This window comes from Halobacteriovorax vibrionivorans (assembly GCF_003346865.1).
Taxonomy (GTDB): Bacteria; Bdellovibrionota; Bacteriovoracia; order Bacteriovoracales; family Bacteriovoracaceae; genus Halobacteriovorax_A; species Halobacteriovorax_A vibrionivorans.
The window spans coordinates 785,065-811,148 of record NZ_QDKL01000001.1; the positions used below are offsets into that span (position 1 = coordinate 785,065).

At 36.8% G+C, this 26,084-nt stretch carries 39 protein-coding genes; 3 read left to right on the forward strand and 36 right to left on the reverse strand.

Annotation, left to right across the window (positions count from 1 at the left end; translation table 11 throughout):
• The first annotated feature begins 65 nt into the window (after positions 1-65).
• The 3 genes from DAY19_RS03745 to meaB are packed head-to-tail and all read left to right on the forward strand — an operon-like array spanning position 66 to position 3,790.
• Positions 66-704: an HAD family hydrolase gene (locus DAY19_RS03745; protein WP_114705841.1), complete on the forward strand. Its 639-nt coding sequence runs from the start codon at positions 66-68 to the stop codon at positions 702-704.
• Positions 705-2,831 carry a methylmalonyl-CoA mutase gene (scpA, locus tag DAY19_RS03750; RefSeq protein WP_114705842.1) on the forward strand — a complete coding sequence of 709 codons (2,127 nt, stop codon included), beginning with the start codon at positions 705-707 and terminating at the stop codon, positions 2,829-2,831.
• Positions 2,831-3,790 (forward strand): methylmalonyl Co-A mutase-associated GTPase MeaB, encoded by a 960-nt coding sequence (gene meaB, locus DAY19_RS03755; protein WP_114705843.1) that lies wholly within the window; start codon positions 2,831-2,833, stop codon positions 3,788-3,790. The genes scpA and meaB overlap by 1 nt, the downstream gene beginning before the upstream one ends.
• A 27-nt stretch (positions 3,791-3,817) precedes the next feature.
• Here the strand turns inward: meaB and DAY19_RS03760 are convergent, their stop codons facing one another.
• The 36 genes from DAY19_RS03760 to rplC form a co-directional block, all read right to left on the reverse strand.
• Entirely contained in the window at positions 3,818-4,441 is a 624-nt protein-coding gene (locus DAY19_RS03760) for an L-threonylcarbamoyladenylate synthase (protein ID WP_158536776.1), read from the reverse strand.
• A 2-nt stretch (positions 4,442-4,443) separates the two neighbouring features.
• Positions 4,444-5,385, reverse strand: coding sequence for a protease modulator HflC (hflC, locus tag DAY19_RS03765; protein ID WP_114705845.1), 942 nt, complete (start codon positions 5,383-5,385; stop codon positions 4,444-4,446).
• The gene (hflK, locus tag DAY19_RS03770; protein ID WP_114705846.1) at positions 5,385-6,374 is read right to left on the reverse strand and encodes an FtsH protease activity modulator HflK; all 990 of its coding nucleotides are present in this window, start codon (positions 6,372-6,374) and stop codon (positions 5,385-5,387) included. Before hflK ends, hflC begins: the two co-directional genes overlap by 1 nt.
• A gap of 9 nt (positions 6,375-6,383) precedes the next feature.
• On the reverse strand, positions 6,384-6,890 hold the full coding sequence (locus DAY19_RS03775) for an acetyl-CoA carboxylase biotin carboxyl carrier protein subunit (RefSeq protein WP_199506606.1): 507 nt from the start codon (positions 6,888-6,890) through the stop codon (positions 6,384-6,386).
• 1 nt (position 6,891) lies between these two features.
• Positions 6,892-8,343, reverse strand: coding sequence for an acetyl-CoA carboxylase biotin carboxylase subunit (locus DAY19_RS03780; protein WP_114705847.1), 1,452 nt, complete (start codon positions 8,341-8,343; stop codon positions 6,892-6,894).
• Positions 8,340-9,914: an acyl-CoA carboxylase subunit beta gene (locus DAY19_RS03785; RefSeq protein WP_114705848.1), complete on the reverse strand. Its 1,575-nt coding sequence runs from the start codon at positions 9,912-9,914 to the stop codon at positions 8,340-8,342. Before DAY19_RS03785 ends, DAY19_RS03780 begins: the two co-directional genes overlap by 4 nt.
• Before the next feature lie 192 nt (positions 9,915-10,106).
• Entirely contained in the window at positions 10,107-11,678 is a 1,572-nt protein-coding gene (locus DAY19_RS03790) for a sigma-54 interaction domain-containing protein (RefSeq protein ID WP_114705849.1), read from the reverse strand.
• A gap of 137 nt (positions 11,679-11,815) precedes the next feature.
• On the reverse strand, positions 11,816-12,373 hold the full coding sequence (locus DAY19_RS03795; protein WP_114705850.1) for a TlpA family protein disulfide reductase: 558 nt from the start codon (positions 12,371-12,373) through the stop codon (positions 11,816-11,818).
• A gap of 78 nt (positions 12,374-12,451) precedes the next feature.
• Positions 12,452-12,808 (reverse strand): 50S ribosomal protein L17, encoded by a 357-nt coding sequence (gene rplQ, locus DAY19_RS03800; RefSeq protein ID WP_114705851.1) that lies wholly within the window; start codon positions 12,806-12,808, stop codon positions 12,452-12,454.
• A 26-nt stretch (positions 12,809-12,834) separates the two neighbouring features.
• A complete protein-coding gene (locus tag DAY19_RS03805) occupies positions 12,835-13,848 on the reverse strand; it encodes a DNA-directed RNA polymerase subunit alpha (protein WP_114705852.1) in 1,014 nt (337 codons plus the stop codon).
• 31 nt (positions 13,849-13,879) lie between these two features.
• Complete coding sequence (gene rpsK / locus DAY19_RS03810; protein ID WP_233500234.1) at positions 13,880-14,269, reverse strand: 30S ribosomal protein S11; 390 nt, start codon at positions 14,267-14,269, stop codon at positions 13,880-13,882.
• A gap of 13 nt (positions 14,270-14,282) precedes the next feature.
• Positions 14,283-14,666: a 30S ribosomal protein S13 gene (rpsM, locus tag DAY19_RS03815; protein WP_114705854.1), complete on the reverse strand. Its 384-nt coding sequence runs from the start codon at positions 14,664-14,666 to the stop codon at positions 14,283-14,285.
• Between the two features lie 21 nt (positions 14,667-14,687).
• On the reverse strand, positions 14,688-14,801 hold the full coding sequence (gene rpmJ / locus DAY19_RS03820) for a 50S ribosomal protein L36 (protein ID WP_021276174.1): 114 nt from the start codon (positions 14,799-14,801) through the stop codon (positions 14,688-14,690).
• 24 nt (positions 14,802-14,825) lie between these two features.
• Positions 14,826-15,050, reverse strand: coding sequence for a translation initiation factor IF-1 (infA, locus tag DAY19_RS03825; RefSeq protein ID WP_021266177.1), 225 nt, complete (start codon positions 15,048-15,050; stop codon positions 14,826-14,828).
• A 73-nt stretch (positions 15,051-15,123) separates the two neighbouring features.
• On the reverse strand, positions 15,124-15,759 hold the full coding sequence (locus DAY19_RS03830) for an adenylate kinase (protein WP_114705855.1): 636 nt from the start codon (positions 15,757-15,759) through the stop codon (positions 15,124-15,126).
• Between the two features lie 5 nt (positions 15,760-15,764).
• Positions 15,765-17,078, reverse strand: coding sequence for a preprotein translocase subunit SecY (gene secY, locus DAY19_RS03835; RefSeq protein WP_114705856.1), 1,314 nt, complete (start codon positions 17,076-17,078; stop codon positions 15,765-15,767).
• Positions 17,079-17,091: 13 nt separating this feature from the next.
• Positions 17,092-17,547: a 50S ribosomal protein L15 gene (gene rplO / locus DAY19_RS03840; protein WP_114705857.1), complete on the reverse strand. Its 456-nt coding sequence runs from the start codon at positions 17,545-17,547 to the stop codon at positions 17,092-17,094.
• A 9-nt stretch (positions 17,548-17,556) separates the two neighbouring features.
• Entirely contained in the window at positions 17,557-17,739 is a 183-nt protein-coding gene (gene rpmD / locus DAY19_RS03845) for a 50S ribosomal protein L30 (protein WP_114705858.1), read from the reverse strand.
• Positions 17,740-17,750: 11 nt separating this feature from the next.
• Positions 17,751-18,239, reverse strand: a complete 489-nt coding sequence (gene rpsE / locus DAY19_RS03850; RefSeq protein ID WP_233500243.1) for a 30S ribosomal protein S5 — start codon at positions 18,237-18,239, stop codon at positions 17,751-17,753.
• Positions 18,240-18,350: 111 nt separating this feature from the next.
• A complete protein-coding gene (gene rplR / locus DAY19_RS03855; RefSeq protein ID WP_114705860.1) occupies positions 18,351-18,728 on the reverse strand; it encodes a 50S ribosomal protein L18 in 378 nt (125 codons plus the stop codon).
• 55 nt (positions 18,729-18,783) lie between these two features.
• Positions 18,784-19,320, reverse strand: coding sequence for a 50S ribosomal protein L6 (gene rplF, locus DAY19_RS03860; protein ID WP_114705861.1), 537 nt, complete (start codon positions 19,318-19,320; stop codon positions 18,784-18,786).
• A 13-nt stretch (positions 19,321-19,333) separates the two neighbouring features.
• Positions 19,334-19,714, reverse strand: coding sequence for a 30S ribosomal protein S8 (gene rpsH / locus DAY19_RS03865; protein WP_334677875.1), 381 nt, complete (start codon positions 19,712-19,714; stop codon positions 19,334-19,336).
• Positions 19,715-19,736: 22 nt separating this feature from the next.
• Positions 19,737-20,042 carry a 30S ribosomal protein S14 gene (gene rpsN, locus DAY19_RS03870; protein ID WP_114705863.1) on the reverse strand — a complete coding sequence of 102 codons (306 nt, stop codon included), beginning with the start codon at positions 20,040-20,042 and terminating at the stop codon, positions 19,737-19,739.
• 14 nt (positions 20,043-20,056) lie between these two features.
• Positions 20,057-20,596, reverse strand: coding sequence for a 50S ribosomal protein L5 (rplE, locus tag DAY19_RS03875; RefSeq protein ID WP_114705864.1), 540 nt, complete (start codon positions 20,594-20,596; stop codon positions 20,057-20,059).
• A 14-nt stretch (positions 20,597-20,610) separates the two neighbouring features.
• The gene (gene rplX / locus DAY19_RS03880) at positions 20,611-20,922 is read right to left on the reverse strand and encodes a 50S ribosomal protein L24 (protein WP_114705865.1); all 312 of its coding nucleotides are present in this window, start codon (positions 20,920-20,922) and stop codon (positions 20,611-20,613) included.
• A gap of 21 nt (positions 20,923-20,943) precedes the next feature.
• Complete coding sequence (rplN, locus tag DAY19_RS03885; protein ID WP_114705866.1) at positions 20,944-21,312, reverse strand: 50S ribosomal protein L14; 369 nt, start codon at positions 21,310-21,312, stop codon at positions 20,944-20,946.
• Positions 21,313-21,343: 31 nt separating this feature from the next.
• Positions 21,344-21,592 (reverse strand): 30S ribosomal protein S17, encoded by a 249-nt coding sequence (rpsQ, locus tag DAY19_RS03890; RefSeq protein ID WP_114705867.1) that lies wholly within the window; start codon positions 21,590-21,592, stop codon positions 21,344-21,346.
• Between the two features lie 2 nt (positions 21,593-21,594).
• Positions 21,595-21,792 (reverse strand): 50S ribosomal protein L29, encoded by a 198-nt coding sequence (gene rpmC / locus DAY19_RS03895; RefSeq protein WP_114705868.1) that lies wholly within the window; start codon positions 21,790-21,792, stop codon positions 21,595-21,597.
• Between the two features lie 15 nt (positions 21,793-21,807).
• Positions 21,808-22,227 (reverse strand): 50S ribosomal protein L16, encoded by a 420-nt coding sequence (gene rplP / locus DAY19_RS03900; RefSeq protein ID WP_114705869.1) that lies wholly within the window; start codon positions 22,225-22,227, stop codon positions 21,808-21,810.
• A 39-nt stretch (positions 22,228-22,266) separates the two neighbouring features.
• Positions 22,267-22,896, reverse strand: coding sequence for a 30S ribosomal protein S3 (rpsC, locus tag DAY19_RS03905; RefSeq protein ID WP_114705870.1), 630 nt, complete (start codon positions 22,894-22,896; stop codon positions 22,267-22,269).
• An 8-nt stretch (positions 22,897-22,904) separates the two neighbouring features.
• On the reverse strand, positions 22,905-23,240 hold the full coding sequence (rplV, locus tag DAY19_RS03910) for a 50S ribosomal protein L22 (protein WP_114705871.1): 336 nt from the start codon (positions 23,238-23,240) through the stop codon (positions 22,905-22,907).
• Between the two features lie 31 nt (positions 23,241-23,271).
• The gene (gene rpsS / locus DAY19_RS03915; RefSeq protein ID WP_114705872.1) at positions 23,272-23,556 is read right to left on the reverse strand and encodes a 30S ribosomal protein S19; all 285 of its coding nucleotides are present in this window, start codon (positions 23,554-23,556) and stop codon (positions 23,272-23,274) included.
• A gap of 12 nt (positions 23,557-23,568) precedes the next feature.
• Entirely contained in the window at positions 23,569-24,393 is an 825-nt protein-coding gene (rplB, locus tag DAY19_RS03920; protein WP_114705873.1) for a 50S ribosomal protein L2, read from the reverse strand.
• Between the two features lie 19 nt (positions 24,394-24,412).
• A complete protein-coding gene (gene rplW, locus DAY19_RS03925; protein WP_114705874.1) occupies positions 24,413-24,703 on the reverse strand; it encodes a 50S ribosomal protein L23 in 291 nt (96 codons plus the stop codon).
• A gap of 2 nt (positions 24,704-24,705) precedes the next feature.
• Entirely contained in the window at positions 24,706-25,323 is a 618-nt protein-coding gene (gene rplD, locus DAY19_RS03930; RefSeq protein WP_114705875.1) for a 50S ribosomal protein L4, read from the reverse strand.
• A 21-nt stretch (positions 25,324-25,344) separates the two neighbouring features.
• Positions 25,345-26,034, reverse strand: a complete 690-nt coding sequence (gene rplC, locus DAY19_RS03935; protein WP_114705876.1) for a 50S ribosomal protein L3 — start codon at positions 26,032-26,034, stop codon at positions 25,345-25,347.
• Positions 26,035-26,084: the final 50 nt, after the last annotated feature.

Here is a 26,084-nt window from a genome sequence, read left to right on the forward strand (position 1 = left end):
ATCGCAATAACTTAACGCTGCACAACAACCCAACAATTTCTTCCTTTTGTGGTATAAATTCAACTATGAATAGAGAACTTTGTGATTTCCTACACTTAGAAGATAGTGATATCGACTTATTAGATACTTACACCAAAGAAAAGAAATATATCTTCTTTGATATGGACGGAACTATCTTAAATAGTGAGCCTCTTCACTACCAAGTTGTACAAAAATTATGTGGTAACAACGAAATTCCTTCCATGGAAGAAACCTTTGGCATGTCAGATGAAGAGGTTTATCCACTTATACAAAATGCCCTGGGGCTTGCTAGCCTTGAGGAATTCTTAGAGTTAAAGAACTCAGCATTAATAGGGCTTATTGGCCAGTCTGATCCAAATAATATAAGACATAGAAACATTAGAAAGCTTCTAGAAAGCCTTACTTCAAAAGGTCTAAAACTTGCACTTGTAACTGCAAGCCAATATGAAGTAACTCATCCTTTACTAGAGCATTGTGAATTAAAGAAGTATTTTGAAATAATAATAACAGAACGTGAAGTTGAAAAAGGGAAACCAAACCCTGAGCCATATTTAATGGCACAAAATCATTTCAACGCTAAAAGTGAAGAGTGCCTGATTTTTGAAGATTCACCAACAGGTATACGAGCAGCACAAAGCTCAGGAATTGATTACATTGTTGTTAAATGGTTTGAAGGAGAATAAATGAGCAATAGTATTGATGCTTGGAAAGAACTAGCTGACAAAGAAACAAAAGGTAAAGGCCCTAAAGTTACTCAAACACCTGAAGGTATTGAGATGAAGGCCCTATATACAAAAGAAGATCTTGCAGATAATGAATTAACAAATACAATGCCAGGTATGGCCCCATTTATTCGTGGGCCAAGAGCAACAATGTATACAGGACGTCCTTGGACGATTCGTCAGTATGCAGGTTTTTCAACAGCTAAAGAATCAAATGACTTTTACAAGAAAGCATTAGCAGCAGGAGGCCAAGGTGTTTCTGTTGCTTTCGATCTTGCAACTCACAGAGGTTATGACTCCGATCACCCAAGAGTTAAAGGTGACGTTGGTAAAGCAGGTGTTGCGATTGACACTGTTGAAGATATGAAAGTTTTATTTGATGGGATTCCATTAGATAAAGTATCTGTTTCAATGACAATGAATGGTGCCGTACTTCCAGTACTAGCAGGTTATATTGTTGCAGCCAAAGAGCAAGGTGTTTCTCTTGATAAGCTTTCAGGAACAATTCAAAACGATATTCTAAAAGAGTTCATGGTAAGAAATACTTATATCTTCCCTCCTGCTCCTTCGATGAAAATCATTGCAGATATCTTTGAATATACTTCTCAAAATATGCCAAAGTTTAATTCCATTTCGATTTCTGGTTACCATATTCAAGAAGCTGGTGCTGATGCAGCACTTGAACTTGCATATACTCTAGCAGACGGAAAAGAATATATTAACACGGCCATAAAAGCAGGGATGGAAATTGATTCATTTGCACCACGACTTTCATTCTTCTTTGGTATTGGGATGAACTTCTATATGGAAATTGCGAAGCTTCGTGCAGCAAGACTTCTATGGTCGGAGATTGTTTCAGAGTACAACCCAAAAAATATTAAATCGAAAATGTTACGTACACACTGCCAAACATCCGGCTGGTCACTAACAGAACAAGATCCATATAATAACGTTATCAGAACAACGATTGAAGCAATGGCCGCAGTCTTTGGAGGAACACAATCACTTCACACAAATTCATTTGATGAAGCGATTGCACTGCCAACGGAATTCTCTGCACGAATCGCCAGAAACACTCAAATCATTCTTCAAGAGGAAACAGGAATTACAAATACTGTTGATCCTTGGGGTGGTTCATACATGATGGAAAGCCTAACACAAGAAATCGCAGACAAGGCCCGTTCACTGATCAAAGAAATCGATGATGCAGGAGGAATGGCCAAGGCGATCGAAACTGGTCTTCCAAAATTAAAGATTGAAGAAGCAGCAGCACTCAAACAAGCAAAGATCGATCGCGGAGAAGATGTTATCGTTGGTGTTAATAAGTATAAGCCAACAACTGAAGATGAGTTTGAAGTCTTAGAAATTGATAATGTACAAGTTCTCAATGAGCAAATTAAGAGGCTTGAAGAAATCCGCGAAGCAAGAGATGAGGCAAAAGTTAGTGAGTGCATGGCCAAACTTGAATATTATGCAAAAACAGGTAATGGAAACGGACTTGAACTAGCAGTCGAAGCAATGGAAGCCCGTTGTAGTGTCGGAGAAATTACTTACGCTCTTGAAAAAGAGTGGGGACGTTATAACGCTAATACTAAAACAGTATCAGGTGTCTATGGACAATCATTTGAAAGTGATGAGGAATGGATGAATTTAAAAAACGAAATCGACCAATTTGAAAAAGATTATGGGCGCCGTCCAAGAATTCTAATTGCAAAGATGGGACAAGATGGACACGACAGAGGAGCAAAAGTTGTCGCTACAGCTTATGCCGATGTTGGCTTTGATGTTGATCTTTCTCCTCTTTTCTCAACACCTGAAGAAGTTGCAAAACAAGCAGTTGAGAACGATGTCCACGTAATTGGAGCATCATCACTAGCAGCAGGTCATAAAACATTAATCCCAGACCTTATTGAAGAACTTAAAAAGCTTGATGCAGAAGATATACTTGTTGTTGCGGGTGGAGTAATTCCAAGAAAGGACTACGACTTTTTATATGAAGCAGGAGTCAAAGGAATCTATGGACCTGGTACAACAATTTCTGATGCCGCAAAAGACTTAATTACAAAAATTAAAGAGGCTCAAAAGTAATGCAGATTGATCTTGAGAAATTGAAAACAGGAAATATTCGATCTCTTTCAAAATTTATAACTTTAATAGAAAGTAAAAAACCTGAGCATCAAAAAAATGCACAGAAGCTTCTAAATGAAATCCTTCCTTTAACTGGTAAGTCAATTCGTATTGGAATATCTGGTACTCCAGGTGTTGGAAAATCGACTTTCATTGAAGCTCTTGGCCTACACTTAATATCAAAGGGGCTTAAGGTTGCTGTACTCGCAATTGACCCAAGCTCCCCTTTAAGCGGAGGAAGTTTACTTGGTGACAAAACAAGAATGGAAAAGCTTGCTCAGGAAAAGAATGCATTCATTAGACCGACACCTTCTTCAGGAAACCTCGGTGGTGTTGCTCTAAAAACAAGAGAAGTAATGCTAGCATGTGAGGCTGCGGGCTATGATGTGATTCTCATTGAAACTGTTGGTGTTGGACAATCAGAATACGATGTAGCAAATATTGTCGATCTTTTCTCAGTACTACTTCTTCCAGGAGGAGGAGACGAGCTCCAAGGAATAAAGAAAGGGATAATTGAGTTATGTGACAATATTATTATCAACAAAGCAGATGGAGATAATAAGCAGAAAGCGCACGATACAATGGTTCAATACAAATCAGCACTTGGTGTCATCAAAACAGATCAAAAAATTGGTGCCAACGTTCTCATGTCTTCAGCATTAAATGATGAAGGAATCAAAGAGTATTGGAGCTTAATTGATAAGACATATAAAGAGAATAAAGAAAAGATTACTCAAAAGAGAAAAAGACAAAATCAAGCCTGGTTAAACAAACTTTTCCACGAACTAATTGAAAATAAAGTAAAAGAAAATCCAAAACTTCAAGAAGAATGGAATCAGCTTAACAACAACATACTCAACGAAGTCGAAACGCCTTTAAGCGCAGCAGAAAAACTAATTAACACTCTATTTGAAAAATAAAAAAAGCCTTCATTAAGAAGGCTTTATTTATAGTAGTCCAGCACCCTGCCTTATTATATCAGGGCCACCTTCTGTAAAATTAACAATAGTTGATTGTCCGGCGAAGCTTAATTCTCCTGGATCAACAATCATTGAAACGACTCCACCCAACTCTTCTTCGATCATATACGAATAAACTTCATCATATGATGTTACTGAGCTAGAAAACTTTTTAAGATCAACATTTGTCGATAAAACAGGCTCCCCGTGAACCTCAAGTAAACGTGTAACTAAAGTAGAGGGAACAAATCGTATACCAACCTCATGATCTGTTTTATTTGCAGCAACGGCTTTCGTAATCTTCTTACTGGCACCAAAAATAAAAGTAAAATGTCCTGGTATAAGTCGTTTAATAAAACGAAAGATATTATCTTCAATTATTGCAACTTCAGAGGCCATTGAGATGGAATCACAAAGTAATGAAAATGCTTTAAGCTTAGGAGCATTTTTATACTTATAAATCTTCTCCACACCCTTCTTGTTAAAAGGAGATGCAATAACAACCCAATTTGTATCAGTTGGTATACAGACAAGCTCTCCATTATTTAGAGCATCTGATACTTTCTTTAAAACACGGTCATCTGGATTTGATGCGATTACATATTCAATCAAAATTACCTCAAAAACTTTAGGAATTCGTTATCATTAGAAATAATTAATTTAGTATTTCCATCGATTGATTTCTTATAAGCCTCTAGCGTTCTAATAAACTCAAAAAAGTCAGGATCTTGCTTAAATGCTCTTGCGTAAACAGCACTTGCCTTAGCTTCTGCACGACCTTTAATCAGCTGAGCTTTTCGATAACCTTCTGACTGTATAGTTTGAAGATCTCGTACTAAACGACCTTCAATCTTTGCTTTTTCACCAGATCCAATAGATCTAATTTTTGAAGCAATTCTTTGACGTTCAGAAATCATTCTTTCGTAAACCTTTTTCTCAACAGATTCCTCGTAAGAAATTCGTCTAAGCTGTACATCGATTAATGAGATACCAAATTGTTCTAATTCACCTTCGGCTTTTTCAACAATTAATTGAGATAACTTTTCTCTACCAACTGCTACATTTTCAATGTCACCAGTTATTTCTTCTTCAATTTCGTTAACATTTTGTTTAGCTGATTCTAACTTCTCAATGATTGCATTTGAGTTTCTAACCGCTTCAACAAGTTGATGAGATGAAATCACATTACGTGTAGCCGAATCCAAAATCGTATCAAGTCTCTGCTTTGCCCCCTCAGTATTTCGTACTGTTTGGATAAACTTAAGAGCATTCATAATTCTAAATCGAGCTGTTGTATCTACTTTAATGAATTTCTTATCTTTTGTAGGTATTTGATTTGGAAACCCATCCCAACTCAAAATTCTTTTATCTACAAATCGTACATCTTGAATGAAAGGCTTTTTAAAATGAAGTCCAGCTTCAGTAATAGGTTCTCCAACAGGCTTCCCAAATTCTGTAATTATGGCCTGACGACCTTCATTAATAACAAAAATAGACTGCTTCCCTAAAACTAAACCAATAAATACAATTACAACTAAAGGAATTAACTTATTCATTACTTCCCTCCTTTATCAAATACAGGAAGTAGCCCTTTAACCTTAGGATCGATGATTGTTAGGTTTTTATAATTCTTATATAAACCTTCCATCGCTTCAATATAAAGACGCTTCTTAGTAATACGAGGCGCACGCTTATATTCTTTTAATACTTCCTTAAATTTTGCAACATCACCTTCTGCACGGTTAACTAATGCAGCAGCATAACCTTCTGCTTCAGAAACGATTTTCTCGGCCTTTCCTCGAGCTTCAGGAATAACTTTATTATAAGCACCTTCTGCTTGATTAATTGCTTTCTCTTGTTCTTGCTTAGCTTCGTTTACTTCATTGAATGATGCCTTTACAACCTGTGGAGGATTAACATCTTGAAGTTTAACAGAGATAATCGTTACTCCCATGTCATACTTATCAATTACTTCTTGCATAAGTACTTTGGCATCTGCTTCAATTTCGACCTTTCCTACAGTAAGAACATCTGTAACTGAGCGGTCACCAACAACACGTCTCATAATTGACTCAGAGATATCTCGAATATTTCTAACTGGCTCACTTGTTTGAAAAATAAATTTGAATGGATCACGGACTTGGTATTGAACCGCCCATTCTACTGAAGCAACATTCAAGTCCCCAGTTAGCATTAGTGATTCACTATCAAGATTACGACTCGAATAAGAAGTTCTTCTTGATCTTGTACTCTTTGTTCTAAAACCAAACTCTTCTTGAAGAACAGTTTTAACCTTAACTTTGATTACATTATCGATACCAAATGGGATCTTAAAATGTAGACCAGGTGGATTTGTATCGACGTACTTACCTAAACGAATTACTACGGCCTCCTCATCCGGCTCAACTGTGTAAAACGATGTGTATCCGAAAACAAATAAAACAACAAAAATAAAAAAAGGCCCAAGTAACTTGAGCCCTTTATCTAAATCTTGTTTCATTTTTTCGAAGTCATTTCTTGGTGCTTGTCCATTATTAAAAGACATTTACTCTCCTTATGCTTCTACTTCTAACATGAGAACGTTTTCTTCTAAGGCGTCCCCTTCCTTAACGTGGATGGCCTTAACAGTACCATCAATCCCCGTTTTAATTTCATTTTCCATTTTCATGGCCTCAAGAATTAAAAGTGTATCACCCTTTTTAACTTCTTGACCAACTTCCACATTGATTTTTACAATCTTACCTGGCATTTTTGTTAAGAATTCACCTGCGTCGGCTCCACCAAGTCCAGAAGGCTTATACCCTCTAAATAGTGAATAAACACGATCAACATTTACAACTCGAGATGGAAGATCTTGACGTGGAATCTTCTTCCAAGTTCTTTGATCTCTAGAGATGAAATACTGACCACAGATTTTCTTTAGCCACATTGTTTCATGTAAACTTCTCTCGCCATCTTTCAGAGTTGAGAAGTCAAATTCAACAAGGTTGTACTCATGAACTTTAGTTCTTGTTAAATCAACAATTACTTCTTCATTATCATTAATTAAATATGTTCTCATATTAAATACCCATCCTACGTGCTTCAGAGCCAGCAATGATCGTATATAGCTTTATATGATCAAGGTCTGTCTTCACGTTGTTCTGAGGTGCAACTTCACCAATGTAAGCTGTTGAATAATGTCCATCAACAAAGTTCTTCTCTGTCATAATTTCTTTTAACAGTGGAAGATTTGTTTTAAGACCTTCAATGAATAGTCCATCTAGGGCTGCATTCATTTTTCTTACAGCAACGTCACGAACGATTCCTTTACAAACAAGCTTTCCTACCATTGGATCGAAATCTGGAGTAACTTCTAATCCTTTGTATAGGCAGTGATCAAAACGTGTTCCTTGTGGAAAATTTGTTTCAAAACCTGTTACAAGACCTGGAGCTGGAAGCATTGTAATTGGATCCTCTGCACAGATACGACATTCAATCGCGTGTCCTGATCTTCTGATGAATTCTTGTGAAGGGATTCCCAACTCATCACCAAATGCAGCTTGAATCATACAAACAATAAGATCCATTCCAGTAATTTCTTCAGTGATTGGGTGCTCAACTTGGATACGTGTATTCATCTCAAGGAAGTAAAATTGCTTATCTTCACCCATGATGAACTCAACTGTACCTGCCGAATCATATTCAACTGCCTTTGCAAGCTTAACAGCTGTTTCGCAAACACGTTGACGAAGCTCCTCATCACTTCCAATAAATGGCGATGGTGCTTCTTCAATAATCTTTTGGTGTCTTCTTTGAACTGAACATTCTCTTTCAAAGAAATGGAATGTATTACCTTTCTTATCTGCAAGAATTTGAACTTCGATGTGGCGAGGATTAACAATAAGCTTCTCTACAAGTAGATCACCATTGTTAAAAGCCGCTGCGGCTTCTCTACCAACAGCATCAAATTGCTCACGTACTTCAGCTTCATTATTACATGCACGCATACCACGTCCACCACCACCAGCAACTGCTTTAAGTAGAACAGGATATCCAATTTTATCTGCTATTTGGACTGCTTCATCAACAGTAGGTACAGCATGATCTGTACCTGGAACAGTAGGAACACCTGCTTCATTTGCTAGCTTCTTAGACGTCGCCTTATCACCCATTACTCTAATGGCCTCAACATGTGGACCGATAAAAGTGATCCCCGCTTCAGAAAGTGCATTTGCAAAATCTCTATTCTCTGAAAGGAAACCATATCCTGGGTGAACACCATCTGCTTTAATCTCTTTAGCTAAAGCAACTAGTTTTTCAACATTTAGGTATGTCTCTGCATTTGTATTACCTTCAAGGTAAACCCATTCATCACAAAACTGAAGATGTGTCCCTTGAGGCTCATTATCTGTAAAAATACCAATTGCTGTGTGACCGAGCTCACGACAAGCCTTAGCTACACGAGAAGCGATCTCTCCACGGTTTGCAATTAATACTCTTCTTTCCATATTCTTTGGCTGTCTGATCATCATAATTGAATATTCCCGTGTTTACGTTTTGGTCTATCAACTTTTTTGTCTTTAAGTACTTTTAGATATTCATAAAGACGCTTTCTTGTTTCTTCTGGAAGAATAACAGAGTCAATATAACCTCTTTCAGCTGCTACATATGGATTAGCAAAGTTATTTTCATAATTTGCAACTAGCTCTGCTTTTTTCTTTTCATATTCTTCACCTTCAAGACCTTTTAATTCATTCCTAAAGACGATATTTACTGCACCTTCTGCACCCATAACGGCAATTTCACCAGTTGGGTAAGCAAGGTTAACATCTGCTCTAATGTGCTTTGATGCCATAACATCATACGCTCCACCATAAGACTTTCTTGTAATTAGAGTAATTAATGGAACAGTCGCTTCTGCATATGCATAAAGAAGTTTAGAACCGTGCTTAATAATCCCGCCATACTCTTGAACTGTACCTGGTAAGAAACCTGGAACATCGACAAGTGAAACGATTGGAATATCAAATGAGTCACAGAATCTAATAAAACGAGCTGCTTTACATGATGAATCTATATCAAGAACACCTGCTAAAACTTCTGGTTGGTTAGCAACAATACCAATTTTAATACCACCAATTGATGCGAAACCAACAACGATATTTCTTGCGTAGTCTTTATGTACTTCTAAGAAGTGCCCATCATCAACAATATCAAGAATAACTTCTTTCATGTCATACGGCTTCTTAGGATTACCAGGAACAACTTCCTTAAGTTTTGTATTATCTCTATAAACTGGATCCGAAGTATACTTGTCTTCTTGTGCTCTGAAGTTTGAAGCCGGTAAGTAACTCATTAGTTCTCTTACTCTTTCAAAAGTCTCATCTTCGTCCTTACACTTGAACTGACATACACCAGACTTCTCAGAGTGAGCAGTAGCTCCACCAAGGTCTTCTTTTGTTACTTCTTCGTGAGTTACAGTCTTGATAACATCTGGACCTGTAACGAACATATATGATGACTGATCTACCATGAAGATAAAGTCAGTTACTGCAGGTGAATAAACTGCACCACCAGCTGAAGGCCCCATAATTAAAGATATTTGAGGAATAACACCTGAAGCTTTTACGTTTCTATAGAAGATTTCGGCATATCCACCAAGAGCATCAACACCCTCTTGAATACGTGCTCCACCTGAGTCCTGAATACCGATTACAGGAATTCTATTATCAAGTGCGAAGTCCATTATCTTACAGATCTTCTTTGCGTGAGCTTCACCAAGTGCACCACCCCAACAAGTAAAATCTTGAGAATAAACAGCGATCTTTTGACCATTAATTTCTGCAATACCTGTTACGACACCATCACCAAGAAACTTCTTCTTTTCCATTCCAAAGTTTACACATCGATGTGTAACAAATTTATCAAACTCGATAAATGTACCTGGATCAACTAATCTTTCGATTCTCTCTCTTGCTGTGTACTTACCTTGGTCATGTTGCTTAGCAATTCTAGCTTCACCACCACCTTGCTCGGCTTCAGCTCTCTTGTTAAGGAGAAAGGCCCTTTTTTCTTCTAATATATTTTCACTGGTTGTCGACATAAACCCTCCACCAACTTCTTTCAAAATTTCATGTTTAAATTATCAGTGCATATTACACCTTTAAAATGCAATTTGCCCAATCACGATGCGTTATTTTATGGGGGTTAAGTCTATGAAATTATAGGAATATAAATAAAAAGGCCCTCGTTGAGGGCCCAAAAGTGTCTATATTTTATTATTGTAAGTTTTTAACTATTCATTACCTGCTTTCGCACGTTTATCTAGTCCATACTTATCAACTTTCATGATTAAACTAGCACGAGACATACCAAGCTCTTTAGCAAGCTTTGATTTATTAAAGTTACATCTCTTAAGCCCTTCACGAATCATAATAATCTCAAGTTCCATAAGTGCGTCTTTAAGTTTTCCAGATGTGTTAACACCTCTAGTTTGCTCAACTGGAGCCGCTCCGTGATCTAGAACCTGTGGACTAAGGATATCAGGTGTAATTGATTTATCATCACCAGCAAGAACAACAAGCCTTTCAACCTCGTTTTCTAACTGACGAACATTTCCTGGCCATGGATAATCAAGCATCTTTTCCATACACTTCTTAGAAAAAGTCTTCATTGGCATGCCTGACTCATCACACTTCTTCTTTAGAAAGTGCTCCATTAAAACAGGAATATCTTCTCTTCTCTCTCTTAGCGGAGGAAGGTTTACATTTAAAACGTTAATACGATAGTAAAGGTCTTCTCTGAACTCACCTTTTGCCATCATTGTTTTAAGGTCTTTATTTGTTGCTGCAATAATTCTCACATCTGTTCTTCTCGACTTATCAGCACCTACTGGTAAGTAAGTACCTTCCTGAAGAACACGTAGAAGCTTAACTTGCATCGATAGTGACGTATCTCCAATTTCATCAAGGAATAATGTCCCACCATTTGCTAGCTCAAATAAACCAGACTTTTCTTTATGAGCACCAGTAAAAGAACCCTTCACGTGACCAAATAATTCAGAATCTAGTAGGTTCTCGTTAAATGCAGAACAGTTAACAGCTAGGAATTGAGCATCTTTACGAGGTGATGCAAAGTGAATTGCTTTAGCAACAAGTTCCTTACCCGTACCGTTTTCACCCTGTACAAGTACAGAAGATTCACTAGTAGAAATTCTTTCAAGTAAAGAGTAAATCTTTTGCATAGCTTTCGATTTACCAATCATATTATGATAACGGAACTTTTCTCCGAGTTCAGAATTAAGCATATGAATTCTTTCTTCTCTTTTAGAAATTTCGACATGGAATGTAGCTACTTCACCGGCAACTAGTTCAACTAGTTCTTTTAGATATTCAATTTCTCTTGGAAATAATCGTCTTGTTTCATTTACACATTCCTGTGCTGCTTCTGGGCTCGCTCCATGCTCAGTAAGTGCGGCCACTAGCTCTTTTTCATCTTCATCACTGAAAGTACTTTTCAAAAAAGGAAAAGCAAAAACAGTTCCCTGATATTCACCTTCAATTTCAATTCTTGTCCCCATCATTTTCACACCCGGAAAATATGAATCAAAGATCATAACTGTTTCACCAGACTGACTTAATTCATCACTAAACCTTTCTACATCGGCCGTAATAAAGTCATAACCATGCGGAAGAGACATCTGTGTTTGAAAGAAAAGGTTCTTAAAATCATAATCCTTATCTTTATGTCCACTTCTTATTTTGAAATGGTTGTCTGCATAGAATACCTCTACACCAAACCACTTATTAATTATTTCTTCGAGCTTAGAAATAACATGTAGTCCATTTAGTTCAGTCCAATTGATCATTGTTAATCTCCGATGTTTATTTTTTTGGCACAAAAACGATATACCAAAGCTTAGTCTGTAAAACTTTTCGGCAGATTTTAATAAAACTTAACTACAAATGATGAAAAAATAGACAAATTCAAAGAAATATTATTAGTTTAATTTACCCCTAAGTAGTTAAGAACACGTGTGAAATATGAACTCATCTTCCAATCTTGAGGTCCCTTAAACATAATACGGTGATCGAGGTTAGAATCGAAAACAAAAGTTTCCGGAACTTTAACAACCCCTAATTTACTCATAGATATCCCAGAAACATCATGAATAACCATAGAATTGCTTGGTAGGTCTTTGAATCTTTTTAGAAACTTTTTAATTTTCATGTCCTCATCTTTAACGGCCATGAAAACGACTTTTACATTCTTTTCTTCGAGCTTACGTGCAAACTCAACGAATTCAGGAAATTCAGCTTCACAAGGTGCACACCATGTTCCCCAAAAATGGACAACAAGACCATTAGAGCTTTGCGCTAAATCTTGTAACTGAACAGGACTATTATCTTCAAAATTAGTTAACTCAACACTAGGGAGTGTTTTTAATATATACGTGCGACTTTCATCAACATAGGTATCAATTTTATTCTTATGATAAATAGAATAACCAAGCGTTATGGCCACAATTATAAAGATGAATGATATTTTTGAAGAAGTACTCATAGCAAATACAATGTGAAATAAAAAAACCCATCATACCTAAATATGATGGGCCTATTTTAGTTTGAATTAATTAAAATATTAATCAACGAAAGCAATATAAGCCATCTTAGAGTTATCACCAACTCTGTTATCAGAAAGCTTCATGATTCTTGTATAACCACCATTTCTTTCTTTAAACTTTGGCCCAAGCTCTGTGAAAAGCTTGTTTACTGCATCTTTATCGTTAAGTTTTTTGAATGCAAGTCTTCTATTAGCTACTGTGTCGTTCTTAGAAAGAGTTACTAACTTTTCTACAACTGGCTTAACAGCTTTAGCTCTAGTAAGAGTTGTCTTAATCATACCGTGGTCAATAATTTCTGACGCAAGGTTTTTAATCATAGAAACTCTGTGTGATGGACTTACACCTAATTTATATTTATGTCTTTGATGTCTCATATCTCTACCTCAACTTATAACAACTTTTAGTTTTCTTCTTTCAGGTCTTGCATAATGCTATCAACTTTCATACCTAGACCAAGTCCCATTTGAGATAATACTTCTTTAATCTCATTTAGTGACTTACGACCAAAGTTCTTAGTTCTTAGCATTTCACCTTCAGTTTTAGAAACTAGCTCATAGATATACTTAATATCTGCGTTCTGCAAGCAGTTTGCAGATCTTACAGACAGTTCAAGCTCAGAAACAGGCTTTAATAGAGCTGCATTAGCTGTATTTTGTTGTTTCTTTGGCTTAGCTTCCATTCTTGTAATTTCTTCTTCATCTTCAAAGCTTAGGAAAACTGCTAATTGATCTCTAAGGATCTTAGCAGAGTATGCAACAGCATCAGATGGCTCAACACCAGCGTTAGTCCATACTTCTAAAGTTAGCTTATCAAAGTCTGTTCTCTTACCAACACGTGAGTTAGTAACTGTATAGTTAACACGTGCAACTGGTGAGAAAAGAGAATCTAGATATACCCAACCGATTGGAAGATCAAATGATTCTTTATTATCTAGAGCAGTAACATATCCTTTTCCTCTAGCAACAAGTAGTTCCATCTTGATTGATCCACCTGTAGATAAGTTACAGATAGCGTGATCAGGATTAAGAACTTCTACGTTAGCTGATTCAGAAATATCACCAGCAGTAACAACACCCTCAACTGATTTCTCAAGAGTTAGAGTTACCTGCTCTTTATCTTTAATTCTAAAGTGTACCTCTTTAAGGTTTAGAATAATCTCAGAAACTTCTTCTTTTACGTTGTTGATTGTACCAAATTCATGTTCAACACCTTCAATTCTAATTGCAACAATAGCTGCACCTTGAAGTGATGAAAGAAGTACACGACGTAATGAGTTCCCAAGAGTTTGTCCATAACCTCTTTCAAGTGGCTTAGCAACGAACTTACCATAAGTCTTAGTTAGCTTATCGTTATCCATTTCCAAAGCTACTGGTCTTATCATTCCTGTCCAATTTTTTGCTGTAAATGTGTCCACAGACAACTCCTTAATAATATAAGTCTATAAATTATACTCTTCTTCTTTTTGGTGCACGACATCCGTTGTGTGGGATTGGTGACCTATCAGCAACAGAAGTAATCTTCAGACCTGCAGCGATGAATGCTCTTACAGCATTTTCTCTACCTGCACCTGGACCTTTAACTCTTACTTCAACGCTTGATAGTCCGTGCTCCATAGCTTTCTTGGCTGCTTCCATTGAAGCCATTTGAGCCGCGAATGGAGTCGACTTCTTAGATCCTCTAAAACCTAGCTGACCTGCAGACGCCCATGAAATTGCGTTACCATTCATATCTGTGAATGTTACGATTGTATTATTGAAAGAACACTGAATATGAGCGATACCTCTCGTGATGTTCTTTTTTACTTTTTTCTTTGAAGCTGTTTTCTTAACCATCATTAACTCCTAACAATTACTTCATTGACTTAATTGACTTCTTACCTGCGATTGCTACTGCTGGCCCCTTACGAGTACGAGCATTAGTAGAAGTTCTTTGACCTCTTACCGGTAGACCTTTTCTGTGTCTAATACCTCTGTAACAACCTAAATCTTTAAGTCTCTTAATGTTAAGACCAACTTCTCTTCTTAAGTCACCTTCTACAGTGTACTCACTTTCAAGAACAAGTCTGATTTCATTTGCTTCTTCTTCAGTAAGTTCGTTTGAACTTTTGTTTAAATCGATGTTTGTTTTTTCTAATACTTCCTTAGCAATCTTTGGTCCTACACCATAAATAGATTGCAGGGCAATTCTCATTACCTTATTTCTAGGAATATCAACACCAAGAATTCTCGCCATAGCTACACTCCTTCCTATTAATTAGCCTTGTCTTTGCTTGTGCTTAGGGTTTTTACATACAACTCTAAGTACGTTTTTTCTTTTAATAACTTTACAATCTTTACACATCGGTTTCACTGATGCTCTAACTTTCATAACTACCTCGTATGTTCTACTACACTAGCGTTTTTTACTTCTATATGTAATTCTTCCCTTCGTTAGATCATACTTGCTGATTTCAACAAGGACCTTATCTCCAGGTAAAATTTTAATAAAGTGCATTCTCATTTTTCCACTAATGTGGGCAATTACCGAATGTCCATTCGGTAGCTTGACTTTAAATTTAGTATTAGGAAGAAGCTCAGTAACTTCCCCTTCAACCTCAATAGTTTCCTGATTACTCATATACTAAAAACCTAAAGTAATTGCTTATATATGACTCATGGCCATATTGCAAGCTCAATCACTTATTTATAAATTATTTAACAACTTTTTTTATATCTTCAAAAATAGCGTCAAGGTCTTTGGTTGCGTCTACCTTAACTAGTCTTCCCTGTGACTCATAATACTCAAGTACAGGCTCAATATTGTCTGTAAAAACCTTCATTCTTGTTCTTACAGTTTCTTCATTATCATCTTTGCGATGCACAAGGTCTTCACCACTTACATCACACTTTCCATCAACTTTCGGTGGTTTAGTTTTAAGGTTATAAATCTCACCACTCTTAGGAGCGACACGACGATTTACAATTCTCTCAACTAAAGTATCGATATTGACTTCAAAATAAACAGCTAATGACTTAACTCCACCCAATAGAGCACTATCAAGATCTTTAGCTTGTACTAAATTACGTGGATAACCGTCAAAAATATATGTCGATTTATCAACAGCACAATTTGCTTTTAATAAATCTAATACAAGCTCGTCACTAACTAACTCACCAGAGTCCATTACTTCTTTGATTTTAGTACCTAGCTCACTTCCTTTAGCAACTTCTGCACGCAGAAGATCACCTGTAGAAACATGATTGTAACCAAGTTCGTTTACAATCTTTTTAGCTTGAGTACCTTTACCTGAACCGGGTGCTCCAATAAGTATTAACTGTGGCGACATATTGACTAGAACCTTCTGTTATTTCCGTTATATTTACCTTTAGACTTATATGATGACTCATATTTGTCAGCAAACATAAACGATTGCACATTCATCATTACTCTAACTGAAACTGAAACAAGGATCAGCATAGATGTTCCACCGAAACGTGTTTGAGCTCCTGTAATTAAAGAAGGCACAATACAAACAACAATAAGGAATAAGGCCCCAAAGAATGACATACGATTTAAAAGTGTATCTAGATATTCTTTAGTTTTATCACCAGGTCTAATTCCTGGGATGAATGCATTATTCTTTTGTAGCATTTCGGAAATTTTCTTAGTTTTGAACTGAATTGGTGCATAGAAATAAGTCATATACACAATCAAAGCTCCAAACAAGATATTAAATAGTAACTGCCCTGGGTATAAACTTTGTTGAATAGTATCAAAGTATGGCTTAAACGCACTATCAGCTGGGATAAATGTCGCAAAAGTTGCAGGTGCAGCAAGTAGAGAAGATGCTAAGATAGGAGGCATAACTCCACCAGTATCAACTCTCATCGGAAGTGTTTGATTCCCTCCGTAAACTCTGTTGTTAACAACTCTTTTTGCATATTGTACTGGAATAGCTCTAAAGGCTCTTTCAATAAATGCAACCACGAAGAACGCAACAACAATTACAGCAGCGAAAGTTAGTAGCTCTAAACCACCCATTTCACCGTTTCTAAATAATGTTATTTTCTGAATTACTTCTGTCGGTAGCTCAACTGCAATACCAGCAAAAATAATCAGTGATACACCATTTTCGAGTCCAAATTCAGTGATTCTCTCACCTAGCCATAGAAGAAACATTGTCCCTGCAGCTAGAGTAATCATTGTAACAACTCTAAAAAGCATACCTGGATCAGGAATAACTCTAGCACCACCTGGTGAAACAAATGTTTCAAACACAGCGGCCATTGAGTAACCCTGTATGCAACAGAGTATTACTGTTGCATACCTAGTCCATTTTTGTATTTTCTTTTGTCCTTCTGAGTCTTCCTGCATCTCTTGGATTTGAGGAATTACCTCACCAAGAAGAGAAAAGATAATAGAAGTAGTAATATAAGGCATAATCCCCAGTGCTAAAACTGAGAATCTCTTGAAGGCACCACCACTAAAAGTGTTGATTAGATCGAAAAGACCTCCGCCTCCAGATTCTGCAAAATATGAAGAAATTGCTTGCGCATCAACCCCTGGAACAGGGATTTGCGCAACCAATCTATATACTACTAATAATAAAAAAGTAAAAAAGACTTTTTTCTTAAGCTCTTCAAGTCTTCCATGAGCATTTGACATCAGACGATCCTTTTTATTTTGTTGCTATTTTTCCACCAGCTTTCTCGATTGCTTCTTGTGCACTCTTAGAAAACTTTTCAATATTAACAAAATTTAACGATTTTGAAAGCTCTCCGTTAGCAAGAATTTTCACAGGACGTCTTTTATCCGCACCCTTAAGAATACCCTTCTCAATTAAAGCTTCTTTTGTAACGTCTCCGCCATCAAATTTCGCTTCTAGAGTAGCTAGAGAAACTTCAGCATATACTGTTTTAAATGGAGCGTTAGAAAATCCTCTCTTTGGTAGACGCATGTATAATGGCATGTTCCCACCTTCGAAACCAGTTCTTACACCACCACCGGCACGAGCTTTTTGACCTTTATGACCTTTACCAGCTTGAGTACCTTGTCCTGAACCTTGTCCACGACCAATTCTCTTGATGTTCTTATGTGCACCCTTTGGGCTTTTTAAGTTATTTAAAGTTAACATATCTACCTCTTATTCCTGGATGTCTAAAAGGTGAATTACCTTTTTGATCATTCCTCTAACAGCTGATGTATTTTCTAAAGTCTTAGATGTACCTGTTTTTCTAAGTCCTAGACCTCTAACTGTAGCTTTTTGCTTTTCGTTGCACTTAATAGTACTTTTCTTCAATGTAACTGTAATTGTTTTCGCTGTCATATCAACCTCAATTAACCTTTAATTCTTAAGCCCTTAGCTTCTTTACCACGTACTCTTGCAACTTCTTCAACTGATCTTAGTTGTGCTAGAGCATCAAATGTCGCCTTAACGATATTGTGTGGGTTATTACCTCTAAGTGACTTAGTTAGAACGTCTTTAACACCTGCAAGCTCAAGAATTGAACGACATGCACCAGCAGCCTTAACCCCTGTACCTTCTGCGGCAGGCTTGAAAAGGATCTGACCAGCATCGAACTCACCCATAACTGTATGTGGGATTGTTCCACCATCAACAGGTACTGAAATCATACTTTTTTGAGCCGCTTGTGTTGCTTTTCTGATTGCTTCAGGAACTTCTTTTGCTTTCCCTAGACCAAAACCAACGCGACCTTTCTTATCACCAACGATCATTAGAGCACTAAAAGAAAATCTTCTACCACCCTTCATAACCTTTGCAACTCTGTTTACAGCAACAACTCTTTCCTCAAGCTCAACATCCATTCCGTTATTATTTTGACGTTTTTTAGATGGAGCTCTTTTAGAAGCTTTCTTCTTAGGTTCTGCTTTTACTGTTTTTTCAACGCTTTTATTTTCTTCAGACATCACTTACTCCTAAATTTGAATTCCATTTTCTCTAGCAGATTCAACAACAGCTTTAATTACACCGTGGTATTTAAGTCCGTTTCTGTCGAAAACAGCAGTTGAAATATTCTTAGCTTTTAAGTTTTCAGCAAGTTTAGCACCTACAAGTTGAGCACCTGCAACATTACACTTTCCTTCTACTGCGTTCTTACCATAAGTTTGAACACTGAAAAGAGTCTTGTTAGCTTCATCATCAATAACTTGTACAGTGATGTGCTTGTTTGTACGGTTTACAGATAGACGTGGTCTTTCTGCATTACCAGCAACTTTTTTACGAATTGCAAGTTTTCTTCTAATTCTTCTAGCTGTACTTGCTTTACCAGCTTTACCATAAGGTTTTCTAATCATTTTAGTCTCCTCACCCTAGGCCCTAACCGCGGGCCATTCTCAGGCTACATATTTATTACTTACCGCCAGATTTACCAGCTTTTCTAACAATGTGCTCTTCAGCGTATTTAACACCTTTACCTTTATATGGCTCTGGTGGTCTGAATGAACGGATTTTTGCAGCAGCAAATCCAAGAAGCTCTTTATTTGGTCCAGTAAGTTCAATCTCATTCTTAGTTACTTTTGCAGCAACTGTTTCTGGAAGAACGTACTCGATTGGGTGAGAGTAACCAAGGTTAAGTGTCATTGTGTTTCCACTTACTGACGCCTTGTAACCAACACCGTTGAACTCAAGCTTTCTTGTAAAACCATCAGTAACACCTGTTACCATGTTAGAGATGATTTGTCTTGCTGTACCCCACATTGCACGAGACTTTTTTGACTCGTCAATTGGGTTTACTTTTACTTCGTTACCTTCATGTGAAAGAGTTACTAAATTATTAAAAGTATACTCTAGTTCACCTTTAGGCCCTTTAACCGATACTGTTGTACCGTTTATTGATACCTGAGTTTTCTCAGGAACTATTACCGGGTTTTTTCCTACACGTGACATTACTCGCTCCCTACTACCAAATATTACAGATTACTTCACCACCAACTTTTGTCGCTCTCGCTTCTCTATCAGAAATAATTCCTTTAGAAGTTGATAGGATTGAAGTACCTAGACCACTGATTACTCTAGAGATATCTTTATAACCACGGTACTGTCTTAGACCTGGCTTAGATACTCTTTGAAGACCAACAATAGCGTTATCTTTTAGTAGTACTTTAATTCTTATATCTGACTGGCTTTTTGCAATAATTTTGAATGAACGAATATATCCTTCGTCCTTCATAACTTTACAAACACCAGCTTTCATTTTTGATGCTGGGAACTCAACTCTATCGTGTCCAGCATTAATTGCATTTCTAATTCTTGTTAACATATCTGAAATAGGATCAGTCATCATAATCTCGTCTCCTCTACCATCACCAGCTTGACTTAGTTACACCTGGGATCATCCCTTTAAGTGCTAACTCTCTAAATTGAATTCTTGATAATCTGAACTTTCTATAGAAAGCACGTGGACGACCAGTCAGTTCACATCTATTTCTTACTCTAATTTGAGCTGAATTTCTTGGAAGCTTTTGAAGTCTGATCATCGCTTCAAATCTCTCTTCATCAGAAAGTTTTTCGTTGATGATAGCAGCCTTAAGTTCTTTTCTTAAAGCACCATATTTTTCAGCAAGCTTAGCTCTTTTCTTGTTACTTTCAATTTTCGCTTTTCTAGCCATTACTATATCCTCTATTACTTGTTGAAAGGCATACCAAAAAGGTTTAGTAGCTCTCTACCTTCTTCGTTGTTTCCAGCAGTTGTTACGATTGAGATCCCTAGACCTCTTACTTTATCAATTTGATCGTAAGAAATTTCTGGGAAAATAATCTGCTCTTTTAAACCTAAAGTATAATTACCCTGTCCATCGAAACCTTTAGAAGAAACACCTCTAAAGTCACGAACTCTTGGAAGAGTAATATTAACAAGTCTATCAAGGAATTCGTACATTCTCTCACCACGAAGAGTAACATTTGCACCTAGAGGCATACCTTCTCTAACTTTGAAACCTGCAACAGACTTTCTAGCCTTTGCAACAACTGGCTTTTGACCAGTAATAGTTCCAAGATCCTTAACAATCGACTGAACAACTTTAGAGTTAGTAACTGCGTCTCTTGTACAACAGTTAACCACTATCTTTTCTAGCTTAGGAATCTGGTTAACATTCTTATAACCAAACTTCTCAGTCATTTTATTTTTAATTTCATCATTATAAAGTTTTCTGAATCTACTCATATCTGCCTCTACCCTTAACTCAGTTCTGATCCACAAGAAACAGCGACTCTAACTTTCTTTCCATCTTTTTCTTCAAATCTTACTCTTGTAGCCTTTTTTGTTTTTGGGCTTACAACAGCAACATTAGAGATGTGAAGAGGCGCTTCGATATCAACGATACCGCCTGCTGGGTTCTCTTGAGTTGGTTTAATTGCTTTTTTTACTAGATTAACACCACCAACATAAACAACTTTGGTCTTGAAATTAATTTTCTTAACTTCACCAGTTTTGCCTCTGTCTTTTCCTGTTAAAACTACAACATTATCATTAACTTTTAGCTTTTGCATAACTTCCTCACTGAACCTTGATTATAGAACTTCCGGGGCCAAAGAACAGATCTTAGTGAAACTTCTGTTTCTTAATTCTCTAGCTACAGGACCAAAAATACGTGTCCCTACTGGTTCATTGTTATTATTTAGAATTACAACACTGTTCTTATCAAATCTGATGTAAGAACCATCTTCTCTTCTAATTGGGTACTTAGTTCTAACGATAACTGCTTTCTTAACGTCACCCTTTTTAATTTTTCCACCTGGAAGAGCTTGCTGAACTGCTACTACAATAATGTCACCAAGATTTGCGTTCATTCTTTTTGAACCACCAAGAACCTTGATACACTTTACTTCTCTAGCTCCAGAGTTATCAGCAACTTCTAACTTAGTTTGCATCTGAATCATTTCTAACTCCTAAAATAGGCTTATTAAGCCATTACTTATTTACCTTTAACAGTTCCCACTTTTTGAGTTTTGAATAAGGTTTACTTTCAATAATTGTTACATTGTCACCTAGACTTGCTTCAAAACTTTCGTTATGAGCATGGTATTTCTTAGTTTTTGTAACGAACTTACTGTATACAGGGTGCTTAAAACGTCTAGCAACGTTAACAACTACAGTTTTATCATTCTTTACAGAAACAACTACACCATCTAGCTTTCTTTTAAACGTTTTTGTACTCATGGTTATTCACCTTTAGCTTTCTTTGCTGTTAATAATTTAGCAATATTCTTTTTTGCAATTTTTAGCTGATGAGGCTTTTCGATTCCACTTGTCGCTTTTGACATGTTCATATCGAAGATAGCTCTTCTCATTTCAGTAACTTTTGCATCAATTTCTTTACCGCTTAAACCGCTTACTTCTTTATAATCTAACTTTTGCATAACTTCCTCTAACGATTAAAGTTCCTGTTGCTCTCTAGAAATGATTCTAGTTTTAACAGGCAGCTTGTACATAGCAAGCTTAAGTGCTTGTTTACTTAGCTCAGGATCAGTATGCTTAATTTCAAACATTACTCTTCCTGGTTTTACTACTGCAACCCAAGAATCTGGAGAACCTTTACCTTTCCCCATACGAACTTCAGCTGGCTTCTTAGTTAGGACTTTATCTGGAAAGATTTTGATCCAAACGTTACCACCTCTTTTGATCTTTCTTGTCATTGCAATACGGGCAGCTTCAATCTGACGGTTAGTTATATACCCACATGACAGGGCTTGTATAGCAAATTCGCCGAACGTGATAGTATTTCCACGGTTTGCTTTCCCTTTCATTCTTCCTTTCTGCTGCTTACGCCACTTTACTTTTTTTGGACTTAACATATTTACCTCAATAAATTCAATTCATTAACGAATTTCCAACTACTTGTAAATCTCACCCTTATAAACCCAAACTTTAACACCGATAATACCGTATGTTGTTTGTGCTTCAGCAGTGTTGTAATCAATATCTGCTCTAAGAGTGTGTAGAGGAACTTTTCTCTCTGTATAACCTTCTGCTCTTGCCATCTCAGCTCCGCCTAAACGACCTGCTGTTCTAACACGAATACCTTTAACACCAGCTCTGAATGCTGACTGCATAACTTTCTTCATTGCTCTTCTGAAAGCTACACGTTTCTCAAGCTGACCTGCGATATTCTCAGCAATTAACTTTGCTTCTGCATCTGGTCTTTTAACTTCTGCAATATTGAAGATTAGAGTCCCTTTAGTAAGTTTCTTAAGGTCGTTTCTAATTTTCTCAATTCCTGCACCTTTTTTACCAATTGCTACACCTGGCTTAGCTGTATAAACAGTAACCTTAACCTGGTTTGAAGTTCTTGATAACTCGATGTTAGCTACAGAAGCATTCTTCATGTTCTTTTCAATGTAGTTTCTAATTGCAAGATCTTCGTGAAGTGTTTCACCGTATTCTTGATCGTTAGCAAACCAATTTGAGTGCCATGACTTAATATAACCTAATCTAAAACCGTATGGATGTACTTTTTGTCCCATAATTTATCCTATGCTTCTTTTAGTTCAACTGTTATGTGACTAGTTCTTTTTCTAATTCTGAATGCGCGACCCTGAGCTCTTGGCTGGATACGCTTTAAAGTTGGACCTTCGTCCGCTTTAATGATTGAAACAACTAAGTTGTCTAAATCATATTTTTCAGAATCAGCTGCGATTGCTAATCCACTATTAATTAATTTTGTTAAAACAAGTGCAATTTCTTTCTTCTCTTGGAAACGTAAAATCTTTAACGCTTCAGAAGCTTTCTTCTTTCTAATTAGATCGCAAACCTGTCTTACTTTTCTTGGCGCGATACCAACTCTACTGTTTCTAACTGTAATGGCCATCTGACCTTCTCCTTATTCAACTGTAACTTAACTACTTTTTCTTGCCTTTCTTATCTGCACCGTGACCATAGTAAGTTCTTGTAAGTGCAAATTCACCTAACTTATGTCCGATCATATTGTCTGTAACATAAACTGGTATGAATTTCTTACCGTTGTGAACGGCAAATGTAAGTCCAATAAACTCAGGAACAATCGTTGATCTTCTAGACCATGTCTTGATCACTTTGTTACCTTTATTACCTTCTTCTTGCATTTGTAGAGCTTTTTTCATTAAGCTAATATCAACAAATGGTCCTTTTTTAAGTGAACGGGCCATATTAATCTCCTACTACTTTCTTCTCTTAACGATGAACTTATCAGTTCTCTTATTAGTTCTAGTCTTGTAACCCTTAGTTGGTGTTCCCCATGGTGAAATTGGATGACGTCCACCTGAAGTTCTACCTTCACCACCACCGTGTGGGTGATCAACTGGGTTCATAGCAACACCACGTACAGTTGGTCTAAATCCAAGCTTTCTCTTACGTCCAGCTTTACCAATGTTACGTTTTTCGTGATCTAGGTTACCTACCTGACCAATAGTTGCCATACATACTAATTCAACTTTTCTAAGCTCACCTGATGGCATTCTAAGAAGAGCAAATTTACCCTCTTTTGCCATGATTTGTACGTAAGAGCCTGCAGAACGTGCTAATTGACCACCAGCTCCTGGGTACATTTCAACGTTGTGTACAAGAGTACCAACTGGAATGTCCTTAAGCTTCTTAGCATTTCCTACTTTAATATCTGCATCTGCAGATGCGATAACTTTATCACCTACTTTAAGTCCAAGAGGAGCTAGGATATAGCTCTTCTCACCATCGTGGTATGCGATAAGTGCGATATTACAAGTTCTGTTTGGATCATATGAGATCGCTTGAACTGTTGCAGGGATATCCATTTTGTTTCTTTTGAAGTCGATAATTCTATATCTTCTCTTAACTCCACCACCTCTGTGTCTAACAGTGATACGTCCAGAGTTATTTCTACCTGCAAAATTTTTCTTAACTGATGTTAGACCTTTAACCGGCTTTACATCTTTTGTTAACTCATCACTATTTAGGACTTGCATCTTTCTTAGTGAAGGAGTTGTTGGTTTAAATCTTTTAATACCCATAATTTCCTCAGCTAACTAGTTAAACACCTTTAAAAAATTCAATCTTTTGACCTTCCGCTAATTGAACGAAAGCCTTCTTGAATTTACTAGTCTTTTTTACACCTTTACCAGCTCTTTTAATTTTACCTGGAGTGATGTTTGTCTTTACATTTAATACTTTCACATCATAAAGCGCTTCAACTGCATTCTTAATTTGATGCTTGTTAGCTTTAAGATCAACAACAAAACCAAATCTGTTGTAGTTATCTGTAGCTACAGAAGTCTTTTCAGTGATAAGTGGTTTCTTTAATACATTTTCTAACGTCGCCATAATTACACCAACTTATTTAATAGGGTTTCTAATGCACTCTTTTCAATAACTAGGTTTTCGAATTTAACCGCTTCGTATACAGAGAAACCTTCAACGGCCATCCCTTTACCCCACTGTAAGTTCTTCACTGCTCTAAGAGCTGGTGAGTTTTTATCAGCAGTTACTACTAAAGCCGGTAGTAAACCTTTACCATTTAAAAGATTGTACATTTCTTTAGTTTTACCAGTTGATTCAATCGTATCTACTACTGTCAACTTTCCTGCTTGGAGTTTGTCAGCAAGAATAGATTGAATAGCAACCTTTGCCATTTTCTTATTAACTTTTTGAACGTAGCTTCTTGGGCTAGGACCGTGAACAGTTCCACCGCCTACCATAAGAGACGATCTAATAGAACCTTGACGTGCTCTACCTGTACCTTTTTGTTTGAATGGCTTAATACCACCACCGCTAACATCTGAACGACCTTTAACACAAGCATTACCTTGTCTTCTTCCCGCTAGAGTAGCTTTAACAACTTGGTGTACAGCCGCTACGTTAATATCTTCAGCAGTTAGACTTACGTTTGTAGTAAGCTTTCCCGCTTCTTCTAATTTTGCATTTAATACTGTTACATCACTCATAACTATTACCTCAGTCTACTATTACTTCTTAAGTGCTTTTGCAATTCTTACAAAACCGTTTTTAGAACCAGGAACTGATCCCTTAAGTAGCATGTATCCTTTATCTTGATTAACTTCAACAACCTTGATGTTTTGAATAGTTTTTGTCTCACTACCCATGTGACCAGGCATTCTTTTGTTCTTCCAAACTTTACCAGGAGTCGCTCTGTTACCGATCGAACCACCACGTCTGTGGAATTTCGAACCGTGAGTTGCAGGTCCACCTTTAAAGTTGTGTCTCTTCATTTGACCTTGGAAACCTTTACCTTTAGATGTTCCTGTTACGTCAACATATGTAGAAGCTTCAAATGACTCAACTGAAAGATCTTTACCTAAGTTAGCAGCATCTACACCTTGAGCTGTAACTTCTGCAAATCTTACAAAGTTATTCTCAACGTTAGCTGACTTAAGGTGACCCTTAGTTGCTTTATTAAGTAGTTTTTCTCTTTTTTCGTAGTAACCAACTTGGTAAGCTTCGTACCCATCTTTATCTAGAGTCTTAACTTGAGTTACTTTATTAGGAATAAGTTTGATTACTGTTACTGGAACGTGGTTACCAGCTTCATCAAAGATTCTTGTCATACCAGCTTTAACACCATAGATAGTATTAAGAGCTAGTGAACTAGATGATTCAGTAGCAGCTGTCTCAACTGCTTGAGTTTCTTCTGTCATTTTGCCTCCACAGCATCACTCTTCTCCAAGAGATGCATGCATGGTTAATA